Below are 22861 nucleotides of genomic sequence, written 5' to 3'. Positions count from 1 at the left end.
CGGTGTGCCGGCCTCTGGTCGTGACGTGCCACTTTCGGAGAGCACTGAAAGTCCTGGCGCGTTCGTTCATCGATCAATCACGCTGACGGCGTGAGCCCGGTCGCACCGGAGCCGACCCGCCTACCGCTCGCACCCTCCTTCACGCCCCACGCGAGAGGACGTCATGCGCAAGGCCGCGATCAGCTTGCTCCTCGTGTCCGCCGTCATCACCGGCTGCGCCGGCGCCCAGCGCTCCCCGGCGAGTGCGGAGCGTCAGGAGGCGGGCACCGCACGGCAGTTGACCGAGTCCGAGCAACTGCGGATCTCGGACGCGCAGCAGCGCCTGATCGGCGGTTGCATGCGTCGGCAGGGCTTCGAGTTCTGGGAGGCCGAGCGGCTCAGTCTGGCGAAGAGCCGCACCCTCGGCTATGTGCTGGACGACGTCGACTGGGCCCGCACGTACGGCTACGGCAGTCGCCTCCAGGCCGAGGAGGCCGTCGCCCGCGCCGCCAACCCCAACCTTGCCTACCGCAAGCGTCTCCCCGAGCAGCGCCGCACGGCCTACGACCTGGCGCTCGACGGCGGGATCGACGGGCCGGTGATCAGCGCCGAGATTCCCGGCGGCGGCGGCACGGTGCGCAAGCGCCTGGGCGGCTGCGTGGCCGAGTCCGAGAAGAAGCTGTACGGGGACCCCCGGGAATGGTTCCGCGCGGAGAAGGTCTCCGGCCACCTCCGGTCGCTCTACGTCCCCAAGATGCTGGCCGACCGGCGTTTCTCGGCGGCAATAGACGTCTGGTCGCGCTGTATGAAGCGGGCGGGACACGACTACGAGGACCCGGGTGCCTCCCGTCGGGCAGCCATCGCGCGGTCCGACCGGGTGGCCGAGCCCGGGGTCTTCGAGGCGGAGAGGAAGCTCGCCGTGGCCGACGCGACCTGCGCCCGGGACGCCGACCTCCGCTCCATCGGCGAGGAGCGCGAGAGCCACTACCTCGACCAGCTGCGCGACCGCTACGGCGAAGAGCTCGACACCTACACCCGGCTCCAGCACCGGGCGCTGGACCTCGCCCGGAAGATCGTCGGCCCACGGGCCTGACCACACCAAGGAGTACACATGCGCAGACCAGCCATAGCCGCCGCCGTCGTCATCGCCCTCGCCTCCCTCGGGCTCGGAGCACCGACCGCGTCCGCCACGTCGGCGGACGAGAGCGTCTGCGGGGAGGAGTGGCCCAACAGCCGGGACGGCAATCTGAGGGTCTGGCAGGACTGGGGCTGCCAGGGCATCCTCCTCGGCACGACGCCGGGGAACGACCGCTTCTGGGGCGACAGCGGGAACGAGGGGGTGTTCAACTCACCGGACCACCTCGCGCCGTCCTCCGTGATGAACAGCGGGTTCCTCGGGGGCAAGGACGTCGTCGCGTTCTACGCCGAGAAGGACTACCAGTACCAGTTCGGCTACGTCTGTCTCGCCCCGGGAGAGCTGTGGGCCGACAATCTCACGGACAACTACTACCAGTCCGGTGCCGTCGTGAACGACAACATCAGGTCCCACCAGTGGGTCACCGCCTCCGCGTGCGGGGCGGGCACCTGGCTCACCTGACCTGACTTGATCTGACCTGCACTGAACTGAGGCCGGGGCCCGTCGGCCTGCCGACGGGCCCTTCCCCCGCCGACCCGAAACGACCCGAACCCCGCCAGGAGCTGTGGCCGGCCACATCCGGGTCGCCTTCGAGGTGGACGACTCGACCGCGACCACGGCGAGGCTGGCGGCGGCCGGCGCCGAGGTGATCGCCGAGCCGACCCACACCCCCTGGAACTCGCTGAACTCCCGCCTCGAAGCCCCCGGCGCCCTCCAGCTGACCCTCTTCACCGAACTCGGGACGTGAACGCCGTGGGGCGCGGCAGTCGTCGGACGTGAGGGCCGTCACCGGACGGCGCTTTGCATGATCATGCATTGCCATGCATAATAATTTCTATGTCCAAGGTCCTCACCTCTCTTCCGGCCGGCGAGCGCGTCGGCATCGCCTTCTCGGGCGGGCTCGACACCTCGGTCGCCGTCGCGTGGATGCGTGACAAGGGTGCCGTCCCCTGCACCTACACGGCTGACATCGGCCAGTACGACGAGCCCGACATCGCCTCGGTGCCCGGCCGCGCGAAGACCTACGGTGCCGAGATCGCGCGCCTGGTCGACTGCCGTGCCGCGCTGGTCGAGGAGGGCCTGGCCGCGCTGACCTGCGGCGCGTTCCACATCCGCTCCGGCGGGCGGGCGTACTTCAACACGACCCCCCTCGGCCGTGCCGTCACCGGCACCCTGCTGGTCCGGGCGATGCTGGAGGACGACGTCCAGATCTGGGGCGACGGCTCGACCTTCAAGGGCAACGACATCGAGCGGTTCTACCGCTACGGCCTGCTCGCCAACCCGCACCTCAGGATCTACAAGCCCTGGCTGGACGCCCACTTCGTCACCGAGCTCGGTGGCCGCAAGGAGATGTCCGAGTGGCTGGTCGCGCACCAGCTGCCGTACCGGGACTCGACGGAGAAGGCGTACTCCACCGACGCCAACATCTGGGGCGCCACCCACGAGGCCAAGACCCTGGAGCACCTGGACACCGGCGTCGAGACCGTGCAGCCGATCATGGGCGTCCGGTTCTGGGACCCCGAGGTCGAGATCGCCACCGAGGACGTGACGATCGGCTTCGACCAGGGCCGCCCGGTCACCATCAACGGCAAGGAGTTCGCCTCCGCCGTCGACCTGGTGATGGAGGCCAACGCCATCGGCGGCCGCCACGGCCTCGGTATGTCCGACCAGATCGAGAACCGCATCATCGAGGCCAAGAGCCGCGGCATCTACGAGGCCCCCGGCATGGCCCTCCTGCACGCCGCGTACGAGCGCCTCGTCAACGCCATCCACAACGAGGACACCCTCGCCCAGTACCACTCCGAGGGCCGTCGCCTCGGCCGCCTCATGTACGAGGGCCGCTGGCTGGACCCGCAGGCACTGATGATCCGGGAGTCGCTGCAGCGCTGGGTCGGCGCGGCGGTCACCGGCGAGGTCACCCTCCGCCTGCGGCGCGGCGAGGACTACTCGATCCTCGACACCACGGGCCCGGCGTTCTCGTACCACCCGGACAAGCTGTCCATGGAGCGCACCGAGGACTCGGCCTTCGGCCCGGTCGACCGGATCGGCCAGCTCACCATGCGCAACCTCGACATCGCCGACTCGCGCGCCAAGCTGGAGCAGTACGCGGGTCTCGGCCTGATCGGCACCGGCAGCCCCACCGTCGGCGCCTCCCAGGCCGCCGCGACCGGGCTGATCGGCACCATGCCGGAGCTGCCGCAGGGCGGAGCCGAGGCCATCGCCTCGCGCGGTGAGGTCTCGGAGGAGGACGCGCTGCTGGACCGCGCCGCGATGGAGTCCGGCACGGACTGACCGCCGGCGGGCGGCGACGACGTGCGGTGGAGGCCGGCTCGACGAGGGATGTCGAGCCGGCCTCACGTCAGTCGGTCGAGGATGCGGTTCGCCGTGTACTGGAGGCACCGGGAAGAGGGCGGCTGCGCGAGCGCGGTGATCATGGCGAGCGGGTCGGGCCGGTGGGCTGCGTAGCGGGCGGGCTCGGACGGATCGTGGAGGTGGGCGAGGAGGAGGGCCACGTCGGCGTCGGCGTCGTCGCCCGTACGCGGCGGCCCACCGGCCCACCCGCCCGAGCCCTTCAGGCGGCGGCCCTCGGCGCGCGCTCCTCCGCCGTCAACTCCCGCATGAGATGGGCCGCCTGATGCGCCGCATCGGTCGCTCCGCCGCCGCGGCCGACTCGCGGCGCCTCAGCCGTTGTCCGTGTTGTTGTCGTTCTGGGAGTTGGACTTGTCCGCGCGGAGCAGCATGTCGCTCGCGACGTCGGTCGTTCTGGCCACACCGCGTGCCCAGCGTGGGGCGTCGCCTCGTGCCGTCCAGTAGACGCAGACGATGCCACCGAGGGCGAGCAGGAGGACGACGGACAGGATGAGGATGAGCATGGTCGTTGCTCGCTCTCTGTGCTGGTGGCCGAGGACGGCGGTTTCCGTGCGACGAACGCGCACGTGATGAACGCGAACGCGAACGCGACGAAGGGGACGCGTGTGCGCGGGCATTGGTTGCGTCGCGCGGGACCACGTGCGCCGCACCCCCCGCGGTGTCAGTGGTGGGCACTACGTTCCGGCCATGGGCATCTATCTGGTGAGCGTCGACGCGGAGGAATGGTTCGGTGAGGGGGAGGGCGAGGGTGAGCACGAGGAGGAGGGGCGGGGCGGGTCGCCGCGGCGTTGAACGAGGAACTGGGGCGGCGGGGGCTGCCGGCCTACGACTCGGTGCCTGCGGCGAGGCCCGTGCGCGCGCCCTTCGTGCGTGGCGCGGGGCTCGACTTCGAGGAGAAGCTCGTCCCGCCGATGGACGGGTTCATGCGGCTCTGCGAGGCCCACCTCACGCGCGAGGAGGTGGAGACCCTGTGCGGCTGGACGGTGCTCGTGCCGATCTCGCTGGAGGAGGACGTCTGGCTGGAGGGTGTCGAGTCCAGCTTCGCGGAGTCGACCATGGTCGCCGGCGCCCCGCAGGTCCTGGCGCTCGCGGAGCGGCTCGCGACGGCCGTCGAGCTGCCGCCCGAGACACCGGAGATGTGCGACAACCTGGACCTGACCAGGTGGTTCCTGGACGGACAGGCGAAGACGCTGGCCGCGACCCGGCCGGGGCCATGGGCCGAGGACCTCGACATGGCCTTCTACGTGGCCGTCTACCTGCGCGCCGCCCAGCACTCGATCCGCCGGGGCTGCCCGATCGTCTACTCGTGAGATCTTCCGACCGGATGCGCAGGCGCTCAGAGGAGTGCGTCGGGGGAGGGGGACGGCTCGGCGATAGCATCGAGAACCCCGTCTGGCGGGGGCGTGGTCGGGTGGTGTGGAGGAGCGGGAGCGGGATGGGCGGTGGGGCGGCGCCGGTGCGGCGGCGGGATGCGCGGCGGAACCGGGAGTTGTTGGTGGCTGCGGCTCACGAGGTGTTCACCGAGCAGGGGCTCGAAGCGCCGCTCGATGTGATCGCCCGCAGGGCCGGCGTCGGGAACGCGACGCTGTACCGGCACTTCCCCAGCCGCGCCGCCCTCATCGACGCCGTCTTCCACGACCAGCTCGCGGGCACGATGGCCGTCGGGGACCGGGTCCGCGACGCGCCCGACGCCTGGACCGGGCTGACCGAGTACCTCGGCGCGGTCTTCGACACGCTCGCCGCCGACCGGGGCACGAACGATCTCATGACCACGCGCGTACCGGGCGTGGACACCCTGGAGGACGTCCACGAGCACAATCGGCGGACCATCGAGTCCCTGCTGCGGCGCGGCCGTGAGGAGGGCACGGTCCGGGCCGATGTCACCACCGAGGACGTCCTCTTCGCCCTCGCCGCCCTCGGCCGCGCCGTCCCCGCCCTCACCGCCGTCACGACCCCCGACGCCTGGCGCCGCCCTCTCGCCCTCCTCCTCGACGGCCTGCGCCCGCCGGGGCCCACGGACACCCGGTCATCGCCGACCTTGCCCGAGCCCGCCTTGGATGCCGCTCAACTCGCTGACGTGCTCGCCGAGTTGGGGCCCCACCGGACGCCCAGAGGGTAGAGGGGCAGGGGGCCTGGACTCCGGGCCTGCTCCTAGGGACTGGTGGAGCGGACCCTCGACGCCGACGGGGGAGTGGCCCGCAAGTTCCGGATCACCGACAAGGGGGCGGAGCACCTCGCCGCGCAACGGGAGGAGTTCGTCACCGGTCTCACCGGTCTCACCGGCGTCATCGCCGACTGGCCCGCCGAACGCCTCCGGCGCTTCGTCGCCGACCTGGAGCAGTTCAACACCGACATCGAACGTGTCAGCGGACGTTCCTGGCCACGCCCGATGGCCGAGGGCTGACCGCTCGGCAGCGGTCGGCCCCCGGCCCCCGGCCCTCGGACGTGCGTGTAAGGGTGTGGGTGGGTGCGCGCGGGCTTCAGTTCACGCAGACGATGCCGAGCAGGCAGAGGCCCGAAGGGGACGTCGTCCCCGTGTCGGAGTTCGAACCGTCCGACCCGCCCGTGCCCGAACCGGAGTCCGAGCCCGAGCCCGTGTCCGAGCCGCTTCCGGCTTCCGAACCGGTGCCGGTGCCGCCGCCGTTGCCGTTGCCGGTGTCCGAGCCGGAACCCGATCCCGACCCCGCGCCCGCCTCCGAGGAGCCGGAGTCGTCGGTGGCCGGCGGTGTGGTCGCCCCGTCCGACGGGGTGGTGCCGGCGGCCGACCTGTCTGCGCCGGAGGTGCCGGTCCGCGCCTCCTGGGCCGACGGCGTGCCCGAGTCCGTTCGGGGGGAACTGGGCTGCTCGGCACGGGAGTTCGACCGGCTGGCGGTGGAGCGGTCCCGTGCGGGGTCGCCGGACGGGGTCCACGGGGTGGAGGCGTCCGGGGTGCGCCGGGCGTCGTCGGTCTCCGGCGTCGACGTACGGCCGCGCTGCGAGCCCTGTTCCTCGATGGAGCCGAGGCTCTCGGCGTCCGGGGCGGTGGCCGCCTGGGTGCGGTCGGTGGACTGTCGGTCCATGCTCATGACGGTCAGACCGCCGCCGACCAGCGCGACGGCGGTCGCGACGACGGCCCGGCGCTGGTTCTTCTTCCACCGCGCCAACTGACGCCGCCGCGCGGCCCGCCCTCGCGGCGCCACGGGAACACCCTCGACGTCCACATCGTCGACACCGTCGACCCGGTGCGCGCTGTCCACACCACTCAGGTCACCGGCGTCGCCGTCGTCGGCGAACCCGTCCTTCGCGTATCCGTCCTTCGCGTATCCGTCGTCCGCGTACCCCTCCCGCGGGAGGGCGTCCGTCGTGAACCCGTCCTCCGGCGGTCCGCCGTGCCACCCCTCGTCCCCCGCGCCGTACTCCCACGTCGGCGCCGGAAGCACCTGTGCCGCCGGTGTCGTCGGCGGCATCGGGATCATCAGCGGCGCGGTCGTCGTCCCGGTGGGGCGGGACGGGTCGACACGGCTGTCGATCGTGGCCGGGGCTATGTCGGGCGCGTAGGCGCCGCAACCCGGGCACACGAGGGCGCCGTTGAGATGTCGGCGACATGAGGAGCAGTAGTCCATCGAGGGTCTTCCTGTGTGGGCATGCCGTCGACCCGCCGGGCCGCGGCCCGGTCACAGCACGTTCGCACGCGGGATCGAGCGGATCGAGCGGTCAGCAACGCTAACGAGGCATTCTCAGAGCTGTGTGCAGGCTGTGTGATGCTCCCGCGTGGATTCCCGGGGGACTTGGGGCCGGTTCCGCAGGGATGCGCGGGCGTGTGTTTGAGCCGTGCTCACCACACCTTCCGCGAAATTCCCTCCCAACAGGCAACCCTGGCACCGCATTTATCAATCTCTCAGGTTGCTCACAGGAAGAGCGGATCGAGCGTGGCCGGCCGGGGGGTGCGTGGGGGTGCATCCGCACGGCCGGCCGCGGATCGGCCGTCGACCGTGGGCTGTCCAGTCCGATGCCCCTGACCAGGGCACTCGCAGACGAGGAATCGATGACCAGCCAGATGACCAGCCCCTCCAGCCCGACCGACCCGACCGACCCGGCCGGTGCGACCGCTGCCGCGGACTCGACCGTCCCGGCCGGCGGTCAGGGCCGCCGCCGTCGCCTGAAGCGCCCGGGCCTCGCCGCCCTGGCGTCGCTCACCGTCGTCGCCGCCGTGGCCGGGGCGGCCCCCGGCGCCGGTGCCGCGCCCGCCGCGAAACCCGGGAAGCCGCAGCTCAAGCTGATCGCCGCGTCGAAATCCGTGACGCTGACCCGCTACGAGTGGGACAACGGCGTCCAACTGCAGCTCGGGACGTACATCTCGGTCGACAACGCGCCCCTGGAATTCAAGGTGACGCGGAAGTCCTACAAGGACCCGATCGTCGCCAAGCAGATCCTGCGCGACGGCAAGAAGACCACGACGAAGACGCTCCCGAAGGGGCTCGTCGACGACTTCTCCGGGCTGACGGGCTTCCTGGAGATGTCGGTCAAGAACGCGGCCGGGGAGGAGGTCGTGAAGACCGAGGGCACCTTCTGCCCGAACAACGCCTCGGGCCGGATCCGTCCGGACGCCCCCTCCACCAACCACTATCCGCAGAGCTGTTCCACCAACCCGTGGACACTGGGCTCGGTGTGGGGCGTCGAGAAGGGCTGGGCCACCAACACCACCAGCTGGAACTACGACAGAACAGTGGACCTGCCGGCCGGTGAGTACACCGCCCAGGTCGGGGTCGCGAAGAAGTACCGCGACGCGTTCGGCATCCCCAACGACCGGCCGACCATCAAGGTGACGGTGCGCGAGGAGCGCTCCGAGGAGGGCGGCGAGGGCGGCGGTGTCGGCATGGCCCCGTCGAAGTCCTCGCACGGCGGTCACGGCGGCGGTCACGGATCGGGTCACGGCTCCGGCCACGACACGCGGTCCGCCCCGGCCGGACAGCCCGCCCCGGACAACCACCACTACGGCCCGCGCGGCGCCGACGTGCCGGCGCCGCCCGAGCTCCCCTATGCCCTGGTCGACCGGGGCCTGGCGAAGCACCTGGGCGACGGCAAGGGCCACACCGACGGCTCCCGCATCGCGCCCGCGCTGCAGGCCGCGCCCAAGCGTCCCACCGGCAAGGCGGGTGCCCCGGCGAACATCCCCAAGCCCGACCTGCGGTCGCTGCCCGCCTGGGACATCGCCATCACCGACGGCGAGGACGGCGACGCACCCGGCAAGGACTACCTGGCCTTCAGCGCCAACGTCTGGAACGCCGGCCCCGCGCCCCTCGTCGTCGACGGCTTCCGCAAGCCGGGCGCGGACCTGATGGACTCGTACCAGTACTTCTACGACGCCAAGGGCAAGCAGGTCGGCTACGCGCCCGCCGGCACCATGGAGTGGGACGCGCGCGAGGGACACGAGCACTGGCACTTCACGGACTTCGCCAGCTACCGCCTGCTCAGCGCGGACCAGACCAAGGAGGTGCGCTCCGGCAAGGAGGCGTTCTGCCTGGCCAACACCGACGCCATCGACTACACGGTGAAGAACGCCAACTGGCACCCGGAGAACACCGACCTGTCCACCGCGTGCGGTTCCGAGGACGCCATCAACGTCCGTGAGGTCCTCGACGTCGGCTCCGGCGACACGTACACCCAGTACCGTCCCGGCCAGTCCTTCGACATCACGGGCCTGCCGAACGGCACGTACTACATCCAGGTCATCGCCAACCCGGAGAACCGCCTCCAGGAGGCCAACCACAAGAACAACATCGCCCTGCGCAAGGTGATCCTCGGCGGCACCGAGGGCGCCCGCACGGTCCAGGTCCCGCCGCACGGCCTGATCGACACCAAGTGACAGCGGCTGTCGACGCCGAGTAACGGCGGTTGCTCGGTCCACGACGGCACGAACCCCCAGGCCCACCCGGGCCCGGGGGTTTCGTCGTGTGCGGCGGCCGTCTTCCGGGATGTTCCGCGCCCCCCGTGGGAGACTCGGACGGTGATTATCGAACGCGCGTACGCACATCTGGAGGCGAGCGACGAGCGGGGTGGGGCAGGGGCGGACCACGGGGAATGGCCCTGGTCGGTGCCCTGTGTGCGCGGACTCCTGGCGGACGGTCTGCGCTTCACCGCGCCGGTGACCTTCCTGGTCGGGGAGAACGGCTCCGGGAAGTCGACCCTCGTCGAGGCCCTCGCCGAGGGCTTCGGCCTGGACTCCTGGGGCGGCTCGCACGACTGGCGTTACGCCTCCCATCGCCCCAAGTCCCTGCTCGGCGAACGGGTCCGCTTCGACGCCACCCCGCGCGGCCGCCGCATGCTCGGCAGCTGGAGCGCCCGCAAGGGCTTCTTCCTGCGCGCGGAGACGGCGCTCGACGCGCTGGACCGAGAAGGCTTCGCCCCTGACTCGGTCAGCCACGGCGAGGGCTTCCTCGCCGCGTTCCGCGGGAAGTTCCTCCAGCCCGGCCTGTATGTGATGGACGAGCCCGAGGCGGCGCTGTCGTTCACCTCCTGCCTCGAACTCCTCGGCCACATCGACCAGTTGGTGAAGAACGGCGGGCAGGTCATCTGCGCCACCCACTCCCCGCTGCTGACCGCGCTCCCCGGCGCGGACATCATCGAGGTCGGCGACCACGGCATGCGCCGCGTCCCTTGGGACGAACTGGCCCTGATCGACCACTGGCGCCGCTACCTCGCCGACCCGACGGCCTATCTACGGCACGTCCTCGGCTGATCGGCTCGGGGCGCTCAGGGTGTTCAGGGCGCGCAGGGCGTTCAGGGTCTCCGGCGGGATCGTGTGGTCGAGGAGGTGGAGGGGCGCCGCACGGACTCCGGCGGCCTCGGCGGCGTGCCAGTGGGCGAGGGCGCGGGGGAGGTCGACGAGGCCGTGGATCAAGGGGAGCGGACGGGGGTCCGGGCGGCGCCGGGTCCGGGGCGGGTGAGGTGGGCGTGCAGGAGGGACTCCAGTCGGCAGGAGGCGAGGGTGCCGGGGAGGTGGACCGTCAGGTGGTGCTGGGTGCGGGCGGTGGCGTGGCCGGTGAGGGCGGCGGCAGGGAGGTCCGGTGACAGGTGGGTCTCGGTGGAGTCCAGGGCCAGCAGGCCGCCTCCCACGATCAGTACGTCCTGGTCGCGTCTCATCCGCTCCAGGGCCCGCGTGGTGTCGAAACAGTGCGGGAAGGAGTCGTCCACGACGATCGTGCCGGGGCGCAGCCGGTCCACGTCCAGCAGGGCCGTCGGGCCGCCGCTGACCGCCGTGACGATCAGGTCGGACGTCTCGTGGACCTCGGCGGGCAGGGCCCGGGGATCGGTGGACTCGACGACCCGTACGGCCGTCGTGGGGTGGTCCGCCGACAGCTCCGCCGCCAGGTGGTGGAGGCGGGGCGCTGCCGGGGACGTCGCAGAGCAGGATGCGGGCCGGTGGGTGGGGGCTGAGGGAGAGCAGCAGACGCAGGGACGACGTGCCGATGGAACCGAGGCCGACGACGGCGAGGGTCAGGTCGGCCAGGTCGCGGTCGGTCGCCCGCAGGGCGGCGTGGACGGTCTTCACCACGGCGACGGTGGTGGCCGCGTGGCCGGTGGTGAGGGTGGTCGGGGGCGTGGGGTGGCCGAGAGCTCGCGGAGGACGTCGTAGCCGTAGCCGGTGAGGGACGGATCATGCCTACCAGGGAGACGCAGCGGGCGCCGAGGGACGCGGCGTGGTCCACGGCGCGGGCGGTCAGGCGGACAGGGTGCTCGGGGCGGTCGGGGTGGTCAGTTCGTCCGCGAACAGGGGAGGGAGACGAATCCGGATCTGCCGAGGGGTGGTGACGCTCTCCAGGACCCGGGGGCGGCCGTCCGGGAAGAGGAGGGCGCGGAGCTGTTCACGGCTGGGGACCGCGTGCGCCGGGAGCCCGGCGAAGGCGGCCAGTTGGTGCGGGGTCGGGAGGTAGCCGATGAGGGCGGCGTCCAGGGCGTCGCCGTGCTGGCCGGATCCTTCCAGTTCGCCTCTCAACTCCCTTGTGAAGCAGGCGAGTTCGGCGGAGGTCAGGGCCTTCGACGACGCGCGTGCCGTGATGCTCAGACCCTCGCCGTCCGGGGAGGGGCGTACGGCCAGGAAGACATCGGTGCCCACCGGCGGCGGCGTGAGTTCGGTGTCGCTGTCGTCGGCCCGGAGCGACAGCGTGGTGTCGGGCGGTGCGCCGAGGGAGCTGAAGTCCAGAAACGTGAAGAAGAACTGGGCGGTGCGGGGCAGCCCTTGGGGCGTACGGAGGTCCAGGGGGCCGGTGGCGCGGGCCGCGAGCGTCTCGGCGGTGATCCGGCGGAGGTCCTCGTCGAAGCCCGGGACGGGGAGGGCGTCGTCGGACGGTGCCACCGGGCGCAGCGCCACCGCCTCGGCGTACGGGCCGAAGACGCGGTGGGCGTCGTCCGTGGCCCCGTCCCTGCCGGTGACGGCCAGGCCGAGGACCAGGTCGCGGCGGCCGGTGAGGGTGGTGAGGGCGCGGTAGTACGCGGTGAGGACGGGGGCGTGGAGCGTGGTGCCCGCCGTCCGGGCGAGGTGGCGCAGGGCCCGGTGCGGTCGGCGTCGAGGGCGACGGTGGTGGTGTGGAAGGCGGGGGTGCTCCGTCGGGGCGGGCGCGCAGTACGGGTGGGGTGTACGGGGCGTGGTGGCGGGCGCGGTAGTCGTCGGACGCCGGGTCCTCCGCAGGTGCCGGTACCGGTGCCGGTGCCGGTCCTGGTGCCGGTACCGGGGTGGGCGCCGGTTCCGGTGCGGTTCGGCGGAGGACGTGGTCGCGGAAGGTGGAGGCGAGGGGCTCCAGGCCGTGGGGGAGGCCGCGCTCGAAACGGCCGTACACGGTGAGGAGTTCGCGGGTGAGGAGGGCCGCGCTGTAGCCGTCGCCGATGAGGTGGTGGGCGTGGACGAGGAGGACGTGTTCCTCCGGCGCGACCGTGAAGAGACGCAGCCGCAACAGGGGCCAGGCCCAGGGTTCGAAGCGGCGGGTCGCCTCCTCCGCCGTCCGTTCCTCCAACAGGTCGGGGTGGGCCAGGGTCTCCGCCTCGACGGGAAGCCGTAGCGAGGAGGGGAGTTCCTGCTGCACGGGTGGGCGCGCACCGGCCGGGAACACCGTGCGGAGCATGGGGTGCCGGGCCATGAGGACGTCGACGGCCCGTTGGAACAGGTCCGGGTCCAGGGCGCCGTGGATACGGAAGCGGGCCAGCCAGGCGGGGTTGGGGGGCGGCGGCCGGTGCCGCTCCGGAGCCGGACGCGAGGCGTCGGCGAGGAAGCTGGGAGGGGGGTAGAGGGGGGGAGGAGGTGGAATGGGTGCGGTGGTGGTGTCCGTGGTGTCGAGGGCATCGATGGCTGTGGCCAGGGCCGAAAGCGTGCGGTGGGTGTAGAGGGCGGTCGGGCGTGGCAGCGCGTGGCGTTCGCGGCGGAGGCGCGAGAACAGTTCTAGCACGGTGATGGAGTCGCCGCCGAGGGTGAAGAAGTCGTCCTCGCGGCTGATCTCGGACGCCGGTGTCTCCAGCAGCTCGGACCAGATGCGCGCCAGCAGCCGCTCGGTGGGCGTCGCGTGCGGTGTGCGCCGGGCGTCGGGGAGCGTGCTCTCGCCACGGGGAGCCAGACGGTTGCGGTCGATCTTGCCCGTGCCGGTCAGCGGGAGCGTCGGGAGGGAGTGGACGCGGGCGGGGAGCATGTACGGGGAGGGTGCGGGAGAGGAAACCGCGCACCTCGCGGGGGGCGAGGGTGGCGGTGGTCCTCGGCTCCACATACGCCTCCAGGCGGCCGTCGCGCAGCAGGACGGCCGTGCGGGAGACACCCGGGTGGGTGAGCAGGGCGGCCTCGATCTCGCCGAGTTCCACGCGGTGGCCCCGGACCTTGACCTGGTCGTCGAGTCGGCCCAGGAACTCCAGCACCCCGTCGGCCGTACGGCGGACGCGGTCGCCGCTGCGGTACCAGCGGCGGCCGTCCCGTTCGGTGAAGGCGGCGGCGGTGAGGTGGGGGTCGCCCAGGTAACCGGGGGTGAGGCCGGTTCCGGCGATGAGGAGTTCACCGGGTTCGCCGGTGACGCACGCGTGGCCGTCCTCACCGACGACGGTCAGTTCCGTACCGGCGATGGGGCGGCCGATGGGGAGGTGGCGGACGTCGTCCGCCGGGCGGGTGTCGATGATGTGGCAGGTGGCGTTGATGGTGGTTTCGGTGGGGCCGTAGAGGTTGGCGATCCGGTGGGCGCGGGGGCGAGTGCCGGCACGGGTGACGTCAGCGGTGTCCAGGAGGTCGAACCAGCGGCGTACGTGGGCGGTGGGCAGGGCCTCGCCTCCCACGTGGACCCAGCGCAGGGCGGAGAGGTCCGGGGCTGTGCCGCCGTTCCGGCGGGCGTGTTCCTCGGCGGCGGTGAGCAGGCGTTCCCACAGGGTGGGGACCGAGCTCCACACCGTGATCCGGTCCGCCACGACACGGTCGAGCAGTGCCTCGGGGTCGCGCAGCAGGTCGCGGGAGAGGGTGTGCACGGTGGCGCCGACCAGCAGGGGTGCCAGCAACTGCCGTACGGAGGCGTCGAAACAGGCCGACGCGGTCTGGGCGAGCCGGTCGCCGGGGCCGTAGCCGAAGGTCGTCAGCGACCAGTCGAGGTAGTTCGTCATCGACCGGTGGGTGATGGGCACGGCCTTGGGGCGGCCCGTCGAGCCCGAGGTGAAGATGACGTAGGCGATGGCGTCGGGAGAGGGGAGGAGGAGGGAAGGAGGGGGCGTCGGAAGCGGGGTCGGGTTCGGGGTCGGTGGCGGGGTGGGTACGGGTACGGGTACGAGGGTGACTTCGTCCAGGGCGGTGGCCGTGCCGTGGGTCGCCGGGTCGCAGACCAGTACGCGGACTCCCGTACGGGAGAGCTGGTCCCGGTGCCGTGCGGCGGGGTGGGTGGGGTCCAGTGGTACCCAGCCGGCGCCCGCCCGCAGGATGCCGACGACTCCGGTGACCGTGGACGTGCCACCCGGTTCCGTGAGGAGTCCGACCAGGTCGCCGGGGCGTACGCCCTGCGCGCGCAGGCGGGTGGCGAGGGTTGCGGAGGCGGCGTCGAGGGCGGCGTAGGTGAGGGTGGTCCCGCCGTCTGCGGCCCGCACGGCCACGGACCGAGGGGTGGCGCGGAACTGGGCGCGGAGACGGTCCACGATGCCGCCACCGTGACCTGTGCCGGCCGCGTCCGGGAGTGCCGGGGTGGGAAGTGCCGTGGTGGAGGGCGCTGGGGTGGGGAGCAGTGTGGTGGCGGCCCGTAGTTCTGTGACGTAGTCGTCGGCGAGGCGTCGTACGGTCTCGGGGCGGAACAGGTGGGCCGGGTGGTTCCACGACAGGCGCAGCGCTGCGTCGGCCTCCCAGCACAGGAGGCCGAGGCGGGTGGCGGCGGAGGCGGTGGCCGCGGCCGTGGGGGTGACGGTGACGGGCCAGTCGGGGCCGTGGACCACCGGGAAGCGGGCGAAGCTGAAGCCCGCCTCGGCCGCGGTGCGCGGGGCCGGACCCGTGGTGGGGCGCACCTCGGACAGCAGTCGGGCGAAGTCCGTGCTGCTCAGGGTCGCGTGGGCCTCGGCCTCCCGCCAGCTCCGGCGCAACCGGTCGGCGAGCGCGATGACCGGTTCGGCGGGGTCGATGTCCGCGAACACCGGGAGGGTGTCGGCCAGCGGCCCCACCAGACGGTCGATGCCGGCGATCGGCGCCTCCCGTCGCGCCCGTGCCACGTTGACGGCGACGGTTCGGCGTCCGCTCCACCGGGCCAGACAACGGCCGTACACCGCCAGCATCAGGTGGAACAGCGACACATCGTGCCGCGCGGCCGTCTCCCGGAGCGCGGCGGTCAACTCCTCGTCGATGTCGGTGCGGTGGTGGGTGAGGGCGGGGTCGGGGGTGCCTCGGGGTCTCCGTCGTAGGGGAGGGAGGGGAGGTGAGGGAGGCCGTGTGTTCCGCCAGGCGCGCGCGCCAGTGGGCGAGGTCCTCCGTGTGTGCCGGGGACTGGCGTTCGGCGGTCAGGGTGGCGGCGTAGTCGGTGAACTCGGCCCGGGGTGAGGGTAGGTGGGGTGTCTGTTCTCCGCGCGTCAACGCCGTGTAGAGCGACCAGAGTTCCTCGGCCATGAGCTTGAGGCTGAAGCCGTCGGCCGCGGCGTGGTGGACGACCAGCAGCAGGTGGGCGAGGTGTGCGTCGTCCCGGTCGTGGACGAGGACGGCTCGTACCGGGTCCTCCGTCCGCAGGTCGAACGGGCGGTTGCAGAGGGCGTGTTCGAGCTGTCGTAGGTCGTGGGGGTGGCCGTGCGGGTGGGCGGCCTGGATCTCGTACCAGCGCGGGGCCGTGTCGGTGGATCCCGCGGGGGCGGGTACTGGCTCGGGCGTGCGGCTCCGTCGTCGGTGATCCGCAGGCGCAGCAGCATGGGGTGGCGGGCGGAGAGGTGGGCCAGGGAGGAGGGGGGGGTGGGTCGAGAGGGTGGGAGGGATGGCCGTGCAGTGGGGTGGTGGGCGGAGTGGGGGGGGGGGTGGGGAGGGAAGGGGGGTGGCGGGGAGGGCGGTCCAGTTCGCGTTCGAGGCGGCGGGCGAGATCACGGCGCTGAGGGAATCGAGGCCGAGGTGAGGAACGGTTCGTCGTCGCCGATGTCCTGTGGGGGCGGTGCAGGGCGTCGGCGAGGAGGCGGCGTATGACGGTGGTTATCTGGGTGGGTGTGGGTGTGGGTGTGGGGGCTGGGGTCGGGGTGGGTGGGCGCCTGAGAGCCGGGGGGAGCTGGTTGTCGGCGGCTGCGGGTGGATGGTGGCTGGTCGCGCCCACGCGGCGGAGCCGCATGTGTCACAGCCCCGCGTCCCTATGGGGCCTGCGGCCTCCGTCCCGCTCGCGGCAATCGCCGGGATCGAGGTGTCCGTTGCTGTGATCAGGACGTGGGCCGTGTCGAGGGTGAGGGCCTTGTGGAGGGCCGTCAGGGCTGCCGGGGCGGTGAGTGGTGTGAGCGCCGAGCGCGTTCCGCTCGCCATTCCCGCGTCGGCGACCGGGCCGAACGCGATGCTCTGCCAGGGGCGCCCGGCGGCGCGTTCGGCGGTGGCGAAGGCGTCCAGGAAGGAGTTCGCGGCGGCGTAGTCACCGAGGGCGCCGGCCAGGCCGGGCAGTACGGCCGAGACGGACGAGAAGGCGACGCACACGGCGCCCTCCTGGCCGTGCCGCCGCAGCGCCTCGGCCAGCAGCCTCGTCCCGCTCACCTTCGCGGCGAGTACGGCCTCGATCTCGTCGTCCGGCTTGCCCCGCAGGCTGCCGGGACGAGCCGTGCCCGCCGCGTGGAACACGGCGTCCAGGGGCGGCAGACCGGCCACGAGGTCGTCGACCGCGTCGGCGTCGGTGACGTCGGCCGCCTGGTAGCGGGCGAGGGCGCCGAGCGCGCGGAGTTCGCCCAGCAGGGTGCGGGGCGGGGTGACGGTACGGCCGGTCAGCACGAGCGTGGGCGTGCCGCGTTCCGCGAGGTCGCGGGCGAGCGCGGAGCCCAGGCCGCCCGCGCCACCGGTGATCAGGTAGGTGCCGTTCGCGGGGAGAGGCGTGGCGGTGGGGAGGGAAGAGTGGGCGGGGGCGGGGTCGCTGTCGTGCGGGTGAGGCGGCGGCCTGTTCGCCAGGCGACGGTGCCGGCCGTGACCGCGGTGGCGTGCAACCCGCTTCCAGCGCGGTGAGTTGGACGTCCAGCTCATCCTGTGCCGACACGTCGACGCTCAGCGAGGTGAGGTTCGGATGTTCCTGCGCGAGGACCAGGGCGAAGCCGTGCAGGAGGGCTTGCTCGGGGCGAGGGCGGGAGTGGGGAGGCGTCGGGGCCCGAGCCCGAGCCCGTGCTCGTGTCGGTCTCCGTGCGGTACGCGTTCTCGGTGACGAGCAGCAGACGGGTGGGCCGGGTGAGGGGGTGTCGAGCGTCGCCAGCACCTCGCGCAGGGCCGAGACGGCCGTGCCGGTCTCCGCCCCCGGGCTCGGGGAGTCACCGGCGAACCACAGCACGGCCTCCGGGCCTTCCGCCCGGTCTTCCGCCTGGCCTTCGTACGGGTCTGGTGTCGGCGTCGGGGTCACTACCGTCACCCCGCGCCCGGTGAGCCGGTCGGTGAGGGAACGGCGTAGCGGGGTGTCGGCGCCGACGAGGCGTACGACTCGGGGCCGGGGCGGCGGTCAGCGGGGCGTCGCGCCAGAGGAGGGGCTGTGGGGTGGGCGGGAAGGGGCGGGGATGTGCGTGCGGGGTGCGGAGGCACCGCGCACGCCTGAGGACGCCGCGCCCGACTCGGCGGCAGCCTCGCCGCCCGACGCGCCGCCTGACTTCGCGGGTGCCAGCGCGGGCGCTGGCGTCGGCCTGCATGCGCTCGCGGCTCCTGATGCGGACGCCGCTCCGGACGCGGGCGTGGCTTCGGATGCGGGCGCGGCTCCTGATGTGGATGCGGCTCCGGAAGCGGACGCCGCTTCGGATGTGGACGTCGGCGCGGACGCCGGCGCGGATCCGGGCGCGCTGTCGACTCGTCGCGCCCAATGGTGTTCGCGTCGGAAGGGGTACGGGGGCACGGGGACCCGGCGTCGTGTCGTGTCCCGGGCCGGGGACGTCGAGGAGAGCGGGGTTCCCAGGGCCCAGAGCCGACCGACCGTTTCGAGCAGGGCGCCCGCTCCCCTTGTCCCCCTTGACCCCCTCGTCCTCGTCGGCCCTTCGCCGGTCGCCAGGGCGGGCAGGACCGTCACCTCGGCTCGTGCGGCGGCCGGGCGGGCGGCGTCGACCGCGTGGATCGGGGCGGAGAGCGTGGCGCCGGGGCCGAGTTCGACGAACGTCTCGTAGCCCTCGTCGAGGAGCCGGGCGACGGCGGGGCCGAAGCGGACGGGGCGGATCGCGTGGTCGCGCCAATAGCCGGAGTCGGGGGTCAGGTCGGGGGCCCAGTGACCGGTGACCGTGCTCAGCATGGGAACGGTGGCCGGGTGCACGGTCAGGGCCTTCGCCGCGCTGTGGAGGGGGTCGAGCACGGGGCCGAGCAACGGGGAGTGGAAGGCGTGGGACACGCGGAGCCGCCGGGCGGCCACGCCCCGCGCGGTGAGCGTCGCCACCGCCCGGTCGACGGCCTCGGACGCACCCGACAGCACGATCTGCGTGGGTGAGTTGACGGCGGCCACGGTGAGGGTGCCGTCGGAGTCGGCGACCAGGGCGGCGACGGTCTCCTCGTCCCCCCTGACGGCGGCCATGGCGCCCGGCGTGGTGAGTTCGCCCATCAGGCGGCCGCGTTCGGCGGCGAAACCGATCGCCTCGGCCGGCGGCAGGGCGCCGGCGACGCACGCGGCGGTGATCTCGCCTACGCTGTGCCCCACGACCGCGTCCGGCGACACGCCCCACGCGGCCAACTGCCCGGCCAGCGCCACCCCGAACGCGACGAGCAGGGGCTGCGCCACCTCCGTCCGGGCCAGGGTCTCGGGGTCGGCGTCCTCGTCCAGACACCAGGCGGCCAGGCTGCGCCCCGACACCGGCCCGGTGAGTGAGGAGGCCTCCTCCAGAAGATCCCGGAACACGGGTGCCGAGCGCCACAACTCCCGCCCGAGACCGAGATGTTGGGCCCCCTGTCCGGGCAGGACGAAGACGGTCCGGGGCCGACCCCGAACGAGCCCCGTCACTGCGCGGCGCGGACGGCCCGCGACGCCCTCCCGACCGAGGCCTCCCGGACCGGCGGGACGACCAGGATCTCCCGCTCCACCTGTGTCACCCGCCTCACCCGCGCCACCGACGCCTTGCCCGTCACCGACACCTTGCCCGCCACTGGCGCCTTCCGGGTCCAGCCCCCACGACCGCCCTGCCTCTTCGAGCCGCTCCGCGAGGTTGCCCTCCGCCACCAGGGCCAGTCGGTGCGGTCCCTCGTCGCGGGCGGTGTTGACGGTGGCGCACACGTCGCCCTCGTCCAGTTCGGGGTGGGCCCGCAGATGCGCGGCCAGCTCAACCGCGGCGGCCCGCAGGGCGCCCTCGGTCCGGGCGGACAGGGCCAGCAGGTGCGGGCCCCCGGCGGCCGGGGCCGCCCCGCCCCCGCGCCGGTCCCGGGGCGCCTCCTCCAGGATCGCGTGGGCGTTGGTGCCGCCGAAGCCGAAGCTGTTGACGCCGGCGATCAGGGGACGGCCGTCCGCGCCGGTCCACTCCTCCTGCTCGGTGACGAGGCGGAACCCGGGGCGGTGTCGGCGAGGAACGGGGCGGGGCGGTGACATGGAGGGACGGCGGAGTGCGGTGCGCGAGCGCGAGGGCGACCTTGACCAGCGCGGGCATCCCGGCCGCGTTGAGCAGGTGCCCGACGTTCGTCTTCACCGAGCCGAGCCGTCGCGGAACCCCGTCGGCGCGGGGCGGGAACGCCTGCCCGAGCGACCGCGCCTCGACCGGGTCACCGATCGGCGTTCCCGTGCCGTGCGCCTCCACGTACGACACGTCGGCCGGATCGACACCGCACTCCTCGTACGCCCGGCCGATCACCTCGCGCTGCCCGCGCGGGGTCGGCGCGAGCAGGCCGAGCGAGCGGCCGTCGTTGTTCACGGCCGTGCCGCGTACGAGCGCGAGGACCGGGTCGTCGGCGGTGCGGGCGTCGTCGAGGCGGGCGAGGACCAGCGCCGCGCCGCCCTCCCCCGGGACGAACCCGTCCGCGTCGGCGCCGAACGCCCGGCACCGGCCCGTCGGCGACACCGCGCCCGTCGCCACGAGGAGGCGGTGGCCGGTCGGGGTCAGGCCCAGGTTGACGCCGCCGACCACGGCGAGGTCGCACTCGCCGGACAGCAGGCTGCGCCGGGCCAGGTGCAGCGCGACGAGGGCGGAGGAGCAGGCCGTGTCGACGGCCAGCGCGGGGCCGTCGAGGTCCAGCACCTGGGAGACACGGGCGGCGATCAGGTTGGGCAGGTTGCCGGTGAGGGCGGACGGGTGGCGGGCGAGGTCCCCGTCGGCGGCCTCGGCGAGGATCTCGCGGTACCCGCTGTCGCCGGTCGCCGCGAAGACCCCGACCCTGCGGCCGGCCCGCCGGGGCCCGGCGTACCCGGCACGCTCCAGCGCCTCGTGCGCCAGCTCCAGGAAGATCCGCGCCTGCGGGTCGGTCGCCCGGGCCTCCGCGTCGTCCATCCCGAAGAAACGGGCGTCGAAGGCCCCGGGTTCGCTCAGCCGGCCGCCCGCGTCCCCGCCGACGGTGTCCCCACCGGTCGCGAGCAACTCCCAGAATTCCTCGGGCGTCCCACCCCCGGGGAACCGACAGGCGACGGAGAGAACGGCGAGGGCGCGGCCATCGCCACCGCCTCGCCCCGAACGGGCCGCAGGCCCGTCAGGGGCGCGGGGCTGTGACACATGCGGCTCCGCCGCGTGGGCGCGACCAGCCACCACGTGCCCGCACTCGCCGACGGACCCCTCCCCGAACTCCTGGGCGCCCTCGTCCCGCGCCCCCCTCCCTCAACAATCCCAGCACATGCCCGGCCAACGCCCCCACCGTGTCGTGGTCCCGCAGAGCACCCGGCTCCACCGTCACCGCGAACTCGTCCTCCAACCCGGCGAGCACGGCCATCGCCTTGAGCGAGGAACCCCCGAGGTCGAAGAACCGTTCCCACAGGCCGACTTCGGACACGGGCACGTCCAACACCCGTGCCCACACCGCCCGTACGGCCTCCTGAACCTCCCGCAGTGAACGGGACACGCCGGCGCCCCTTCCCCGCGGTGCCGTGCCCCCGAGCCACGCCCACCGCCGTGCCGACCCACTGCCCCTCGACCGCCGCGTACTCCCCGGCCTCGAACCTCTCCGCAGTACCCCCCGCCGCAACTTCCCGCTGGTCGTCCGCGCGAACGCCCCCGGCGGCAGCGGCAGCACCCGTACGTCGTCGTGCCCGAGGGCCTCCCGCAGCCGACCGGCCGCGGCGCGGAGCACCCGGGCGGCAGTGGACCGCTCGGGCCGGGCCCACTGCACGAACGCGACGACCCGCTCACCCCCGCCGTCCGGTTCGGTGGACCCCACGACGGCCACGGCCCCGGGCGGCAGTCCCGGCGTCGCGGCGACCGTCTCCTCCAGGTCGGCCGCGTGGAACGTCCGGCCGTTGGCGAACACGACGTCCTTGTGGCGCCCGGTGACGCACAGCCGCCCGTCCCGCAGGAACCCGAGGTCGCCCGTGCGCAGCCAGCCGTCGTCCCCGAACGCCGCCGCGCTCGCCTCGGGTGCCCGGTGGTATCCGCGGCCCACCTGCGGGCCCCGCACCTCCACATGTCCGACCCGCTTCTCGCCCGCCGGGGCCCCGCTGTCGTCGGTGATCCGGACCTCGCACGCCGCCACGGGCCGACCGAGGTCCATCAACTCCACCGCATGCGCGCCGGGTTGGGCGTCCACCACTCGACCGGCACTCAGCGCGGCCCGGTCCAGCACCAGCGGCGTCGCGGTCTCGCCCAGCGGCGGTACGGTCACCGCGAGGGTCGCCTCGGCCAGGCCGTACACCGGGAGCGGGGCGCGCGGGTCGAGCCCGGCCGGGACCGTGAGGGCCGTGAACTCCCGCCAGACGCGCGGGGCGATGGGTTCGGCGCCGACGAGCAGCAGGCGTACGCAGCTGAGGTCGAACCGGGCGAGCGCGGCGGCCGGGACCCGGCGGACGGCGAGGGCGAGGGCGAAGTTCGCGGCCGACAGAAGGGTCGCGCGGTGGCGGTCTACGGCCTCGAACCACAGGGCGGGTCGCTTCGCGAAGGACAGCGGCTCGATCCGGATCTGCTTCACCCGCGCGGCCATGGGGACCAGGTGCGTGCCGATGAGCCCCATGTCGTGGAAGTACGGCATCCAGGTCGCGATCACGTCGTCCGAGGTGATCGCCATCGCGGCGCGGATCTGGCGGAGGTTGGCGAGGACCCCGGCGTGGGTCAGCTCCACGCCCTTGGGGGTGCCCGTGCTGCCGGAGGAGAACTGGAGTAAGGCGATGTCGTCGGGCGCGGGGCGCGGGAGGCGCCGGGGCGGGTGGCCCTGCCGCAGCTCGTCCAGCCTCAACACCCGTATGGACGGGTCGAGTTGGCGGACCGTGGTGGTCGATGTGTCGTCCGCCAGCACGGGAGGTCTGTCGAGGAGTTCCCACACCGGGCCGATCCGGCGGGGCTCCGGCGCGAGGGGGACGGGGACGGCCCCCGCCGCCAGCGCGCCCCAGAACAGGGGCTGGAAGGTGTCGCCCCGGTCGGCGACCAGCGGCAGGGGTGTGCCGGGGGTCACGCCCGCCGCGAGCAGGCCGCCGGCCACGCGCAGTGCGTCGTCGCGGAGTTCGGCGAAGGTGACCGTGTGCTCGCCGCCGTCCCCCCGGACGTGCACGACGGTCTGCCCGGGGGTCTCCCGCGCCGCCTGGAGCAACACGTCCAGCAGTGTCGGGTCCGCGCCGTCCTTCACACGTTCATTCGATCTCTCCACCGTGCGGACACTACAAGCCGTCC

At 73.3% G+C, this 22861-nt stretch carries 15 protein-coding genes and 5 pseudogenes; 9 read left to right on the top strand and 11 right to left on the bottom strand.

The window, feature by feature from the left end; genetic code table 11:
* Positions 1-163: 163 nt before the first annotated feature.
* From E4N62_RS16980 to argG, 4 genes and pseudogenes are all read left to right on the top strand, one after another.
* A complete protein-coding gene (locus E4N62_RS16980; RefSeq protein WP_230215365.1) occupies positions 164-1072 on the top strand; it encodes a hypothetical protein in 909 nt (302 codons plus the stop codon).
* Positions 1073-1090: 18 nt separating this feature from the next.
* On the top strand, positions 1091-1576 hold the full coding sequence (locus tag E4N62_RS16975; protein WP_230215363.1) for a hypothetical protein: 486 nt from the start codon (positions 1091-1093) through the stop codon (positions 1574-1576).
* Positions 1577-1673: 97 nt separating this feature from the next.
* Positions 1674-1862 (top strand): annotated as a pseudogene (locus tag E4N62_RS16970) (VOC family protein); the annotation flags it as partial.
* Positions 1863-1951: 89 nt separating this feature from the next.
* Entirely contained in the window at positions 1952-3406 is a 1455-nt protein-coding gene (gene argG, locus E4N62_RS16965) for an argininosuccinate synthase (protein ID WP_184906118.1), read from the top strand.
* Positions 3407-3468: 62 nt separating this feature from the next.
* On the opposite strand, the gene E4N62_RS16960 is transcribed toward argG, so the two are convergent.
* Both E4N62_RS16960 and E4N62_RS16955 read right to left on the bottom strand, forming a co-directional pair.
* Positions 3469-3627: a hypothetical protein gene (locus E4N62_RS16960; protein WP_230215361.1), complete on the bottom strand. Its 159-nt coding sequence runs from the start codon at positions 3625-3627 to the stop codon at positions 3469-3471.
* A 168-nt stretch (positions 3628-3795) separates the two neighbouring features.
* Complete coding sequence (locus E4N62_RS16955; protein ID WP_230215359.1) at positions 3796-3987, bottom strand: hypothetical protein; 192 nt, start codon at positions 3985-3987, stop codon at positions 3796-3798.
* 285 nt (positions 3988-4272) lie between these two features.
* Here E4N62_RS16955 and E4N62_RS16950 point away from each other — a divergent pair, with 285 nt between their 5' ends.
* From E4N62_RS16950 to E4N62_RS16940, 3 genes are all read left to right on the top strand, one after another.
* The gene (locus E4N62_RS16950; RefSeq protein ID WP_230215357.1) at positions 4273-4794 is read left to right on the top strand and encodes a hypothetical protein; all 522 of its coding nucleotides are present in this window, start codon (positions 4273-4275) and stop codon (positions 4792-4794) included.
* Positions 4795-4919: 125 nt separating this feature from the next.
* A complete protein-coding gene (locus tag E4N62_RS16945; protein ID WP_230215355.1) occupies positions 4920-5603 on the top strand; it encodes a TetR/AcrR family transcriptional regulator in 684 nt (227 codons plus the stop codon).
* Positions 5604-5645: 42 nt separating this feature from the next.
* Positions 5646-5888: a hypothetical protein gene (locus E4N62_RS16940; protein ID WP_230215353.1), complete on the top strand. Its 243-nt coding sequence runs from the start codon at positions 5646-5648 to the stop codon at positions 5886-5888.
* Between the two features lie 76 nt (positions 5889-5964).
* On the opposite strand, the gene E4N62_RS16935 is transcribed toward E4N62_RS16940, so the two are convergent.
* Complete coding sequence (locus E4N62_RS16935; protein ID WP_230215352.1) at positions 5965-7086, bottom strand: hypothetical protein; 1122 nt, start codon at positions 7084-7086, stop codon at positions 5965-5967.
* Between the two features lie 422 nt (positions 7087-7508).
* Here E4N62_RS16935 and E4N62_RS16930 point away from each other — a divergent pair, with 422 nt between their 5' ends.
* Complete coding sequence (locus tag E4N62_RS16930; protein WP_230215351.1) at positions 7509-9329, top strand: lysyl oxidase family protein; 1821 nt, start codon at positions 7509-7511, stop codon at positions 9327-9329.
* A gap of 141 nt (positions 9330-9470) precedes the next feature.
* The gene (locus E4N62_RS16925; RefSeq protein ID WP_230215350.1) at positions 9471-10202 is read left to right on the top strand and encodes an AAA family ATPase; all 732 of its coding nucleotides are present in this window, start codon (positions 9471-9473) and stop codon (positions 10200-10202) included.
* Here the strand turns inward: E4N62_RS16925 and E4N62_RS49455 are convergent.
* The 8 genes and pseudogenes from E4N62_RS49455 to E4N62_RS49420 form a co-directional block, all read right to left on the bottom strand.
* On the bottom strand, positions 10182-10364 hold the full coding sequence (locus E4N62_RS49455) for a hypothetical protein (RefSeq protein ID WP_230215349.1): 183 nt from the start codon (positions 10362-10364) through the stop codon (positions 10182-10184). The two genes, E4N62_RS16925 and E4N62_RS49455, sit on opposite strands and share 21 nt — an antisense overlap.
* Positions 10361-10687 carry a hypothetical protein gene (locus E4N62_RS49450; RefSeq protein ID WP_230215348.1) on the bottom strand — a complete coding sequence of 109 codons (327 nt, stop codon included), beginning with the start codon at positions 10685-10687 and terminating at the stop codon, positions 10361-10363. Before E4N62_RS49450 ends, E4N62_RS49455 begins: the two co-directional genes overlap by 4 nt.
* A gap of 496 nt (positions 10688-11183) precedes the next feature.
* A complete protein-coding gene (locus E4N62_RS49445) occupies positions 11184-11834 on the bottom strand; it encodes a hypothetical protein (RefSeq protein WP_230215583.1) in 651 nt (216 codons plus the stop codon).
* 448 nt (positions 11835-12282) lie between these two features.
* Positions 12283-13140: pseudogene (locus tag E4N62_RS49440) on the bottom strand (condensation domain-containing protein); the annotation flags it as partial.
* A gap of 163 nt (positions 13141-13303) precedes the next feature.
* Positions 13304-15289 (bottom strand): annotated as a pseudogene (locus E4N62_RS49435) (amino acid adenylation domain-containing protein); the annotation flags it as partial.
* Positions 15290-15419: 130 nt separating this feature from the next.
* Positions 15420-16022, bottom strand: a pseudogene (locus E4N62_RS49430) (condensation domain-containing protein); the annotation flags it as partial.
* Between the two features lie 102 nt (positions 16023-16124).
* Positions 16125-17141, bottom strand: coding sequence for a ketoreductase domain-containing protein (locus tag E4N62_RS49425; RefSeq protein WP_230215347.1), 1017 nt, complete (start codon positions 17139-17141; stop codon positions 16125-16127).
* 808 nt (positions 17142-17949) lie between these two features.
* Positions 17950-22838: pseudogene (locus E4N62_RS49420) on the bottom strand (beta-ketoacyl synthase N-terminal-like domain-containing protein); the annotation flags it as partial.
* Between the last annotated feature and the right edge of the window lie 23 nt (positions 22839-22861).

The organism is Streptomyces sp. MNU76, from assembly GCF_020982545.1.
GTDB lineage: Bacteria > Actinomycetota > Actinomycetes > Streptomycetales > Streptomycetaceae > Streptomyces.
The sequence above is the reverse complement of the archived record's forward strand: the minus strand, read 5'-3'. Positions and strand labels throughout refer to the sequence as shown.

Coding starts and splice junctions, on each gene's coding strand:
- E4N62_RS16980 (WP_230215365.1), top strand. CDS start 164: ATGCGCAAGGCCGCGATCAGCTTGCTCCTCGTGTCCGCCGTCATCACC.
- E4N62_RS16975 (WP_230215363.1), top strand. CDS start 1,091: ATGCGCAGACCAGCCATAGCCGCCGCCGTCGTCATCGCCCTCGCCTCC.
- argG (WP_184906118.1), top strand. CDS start 1,952: ATGTCCAAGGTCCTCACCTCTCTTCCGGCCGGCGAGCGCGTCGGCATC.
- E4N62_RS16955 (WP_230215359.1), bottom strand. CDS start 3,987: ATGCTCATCCTCATCCTGTCCGTCGTCCTCCTGCTCGCCCTCGGTGGC.
- E4N62_RS16945 (WP_230215355.1), top strand. CDS start 4,920: ATGGGCGGTGGGGCGGCGCCGGTGCGGCGGCGGGATGCGCGGCGGAAC.
- E4N62_RS16935 (WP_230215352.1), bottom strand. CDS start 7,086: ATGGACTACTGCTCCTCATGTCGCCGACATCTCAACGGCGCCCTCGTG.
- E4N62_RS16930 (WP_230215351.1), top strand. CDS start 7,509: ATGACCAGCCAGATGACCAGCCCCTCCAGCCCGACCGACCCGACCGAC.
- E4N62_RS49425 (WP_230215347.1), bottom strand. CDS start 17,141: ATGAGCTGGACGTCCAACTCACCGCGCTGGAAGCGGGTTGCACGCCAC.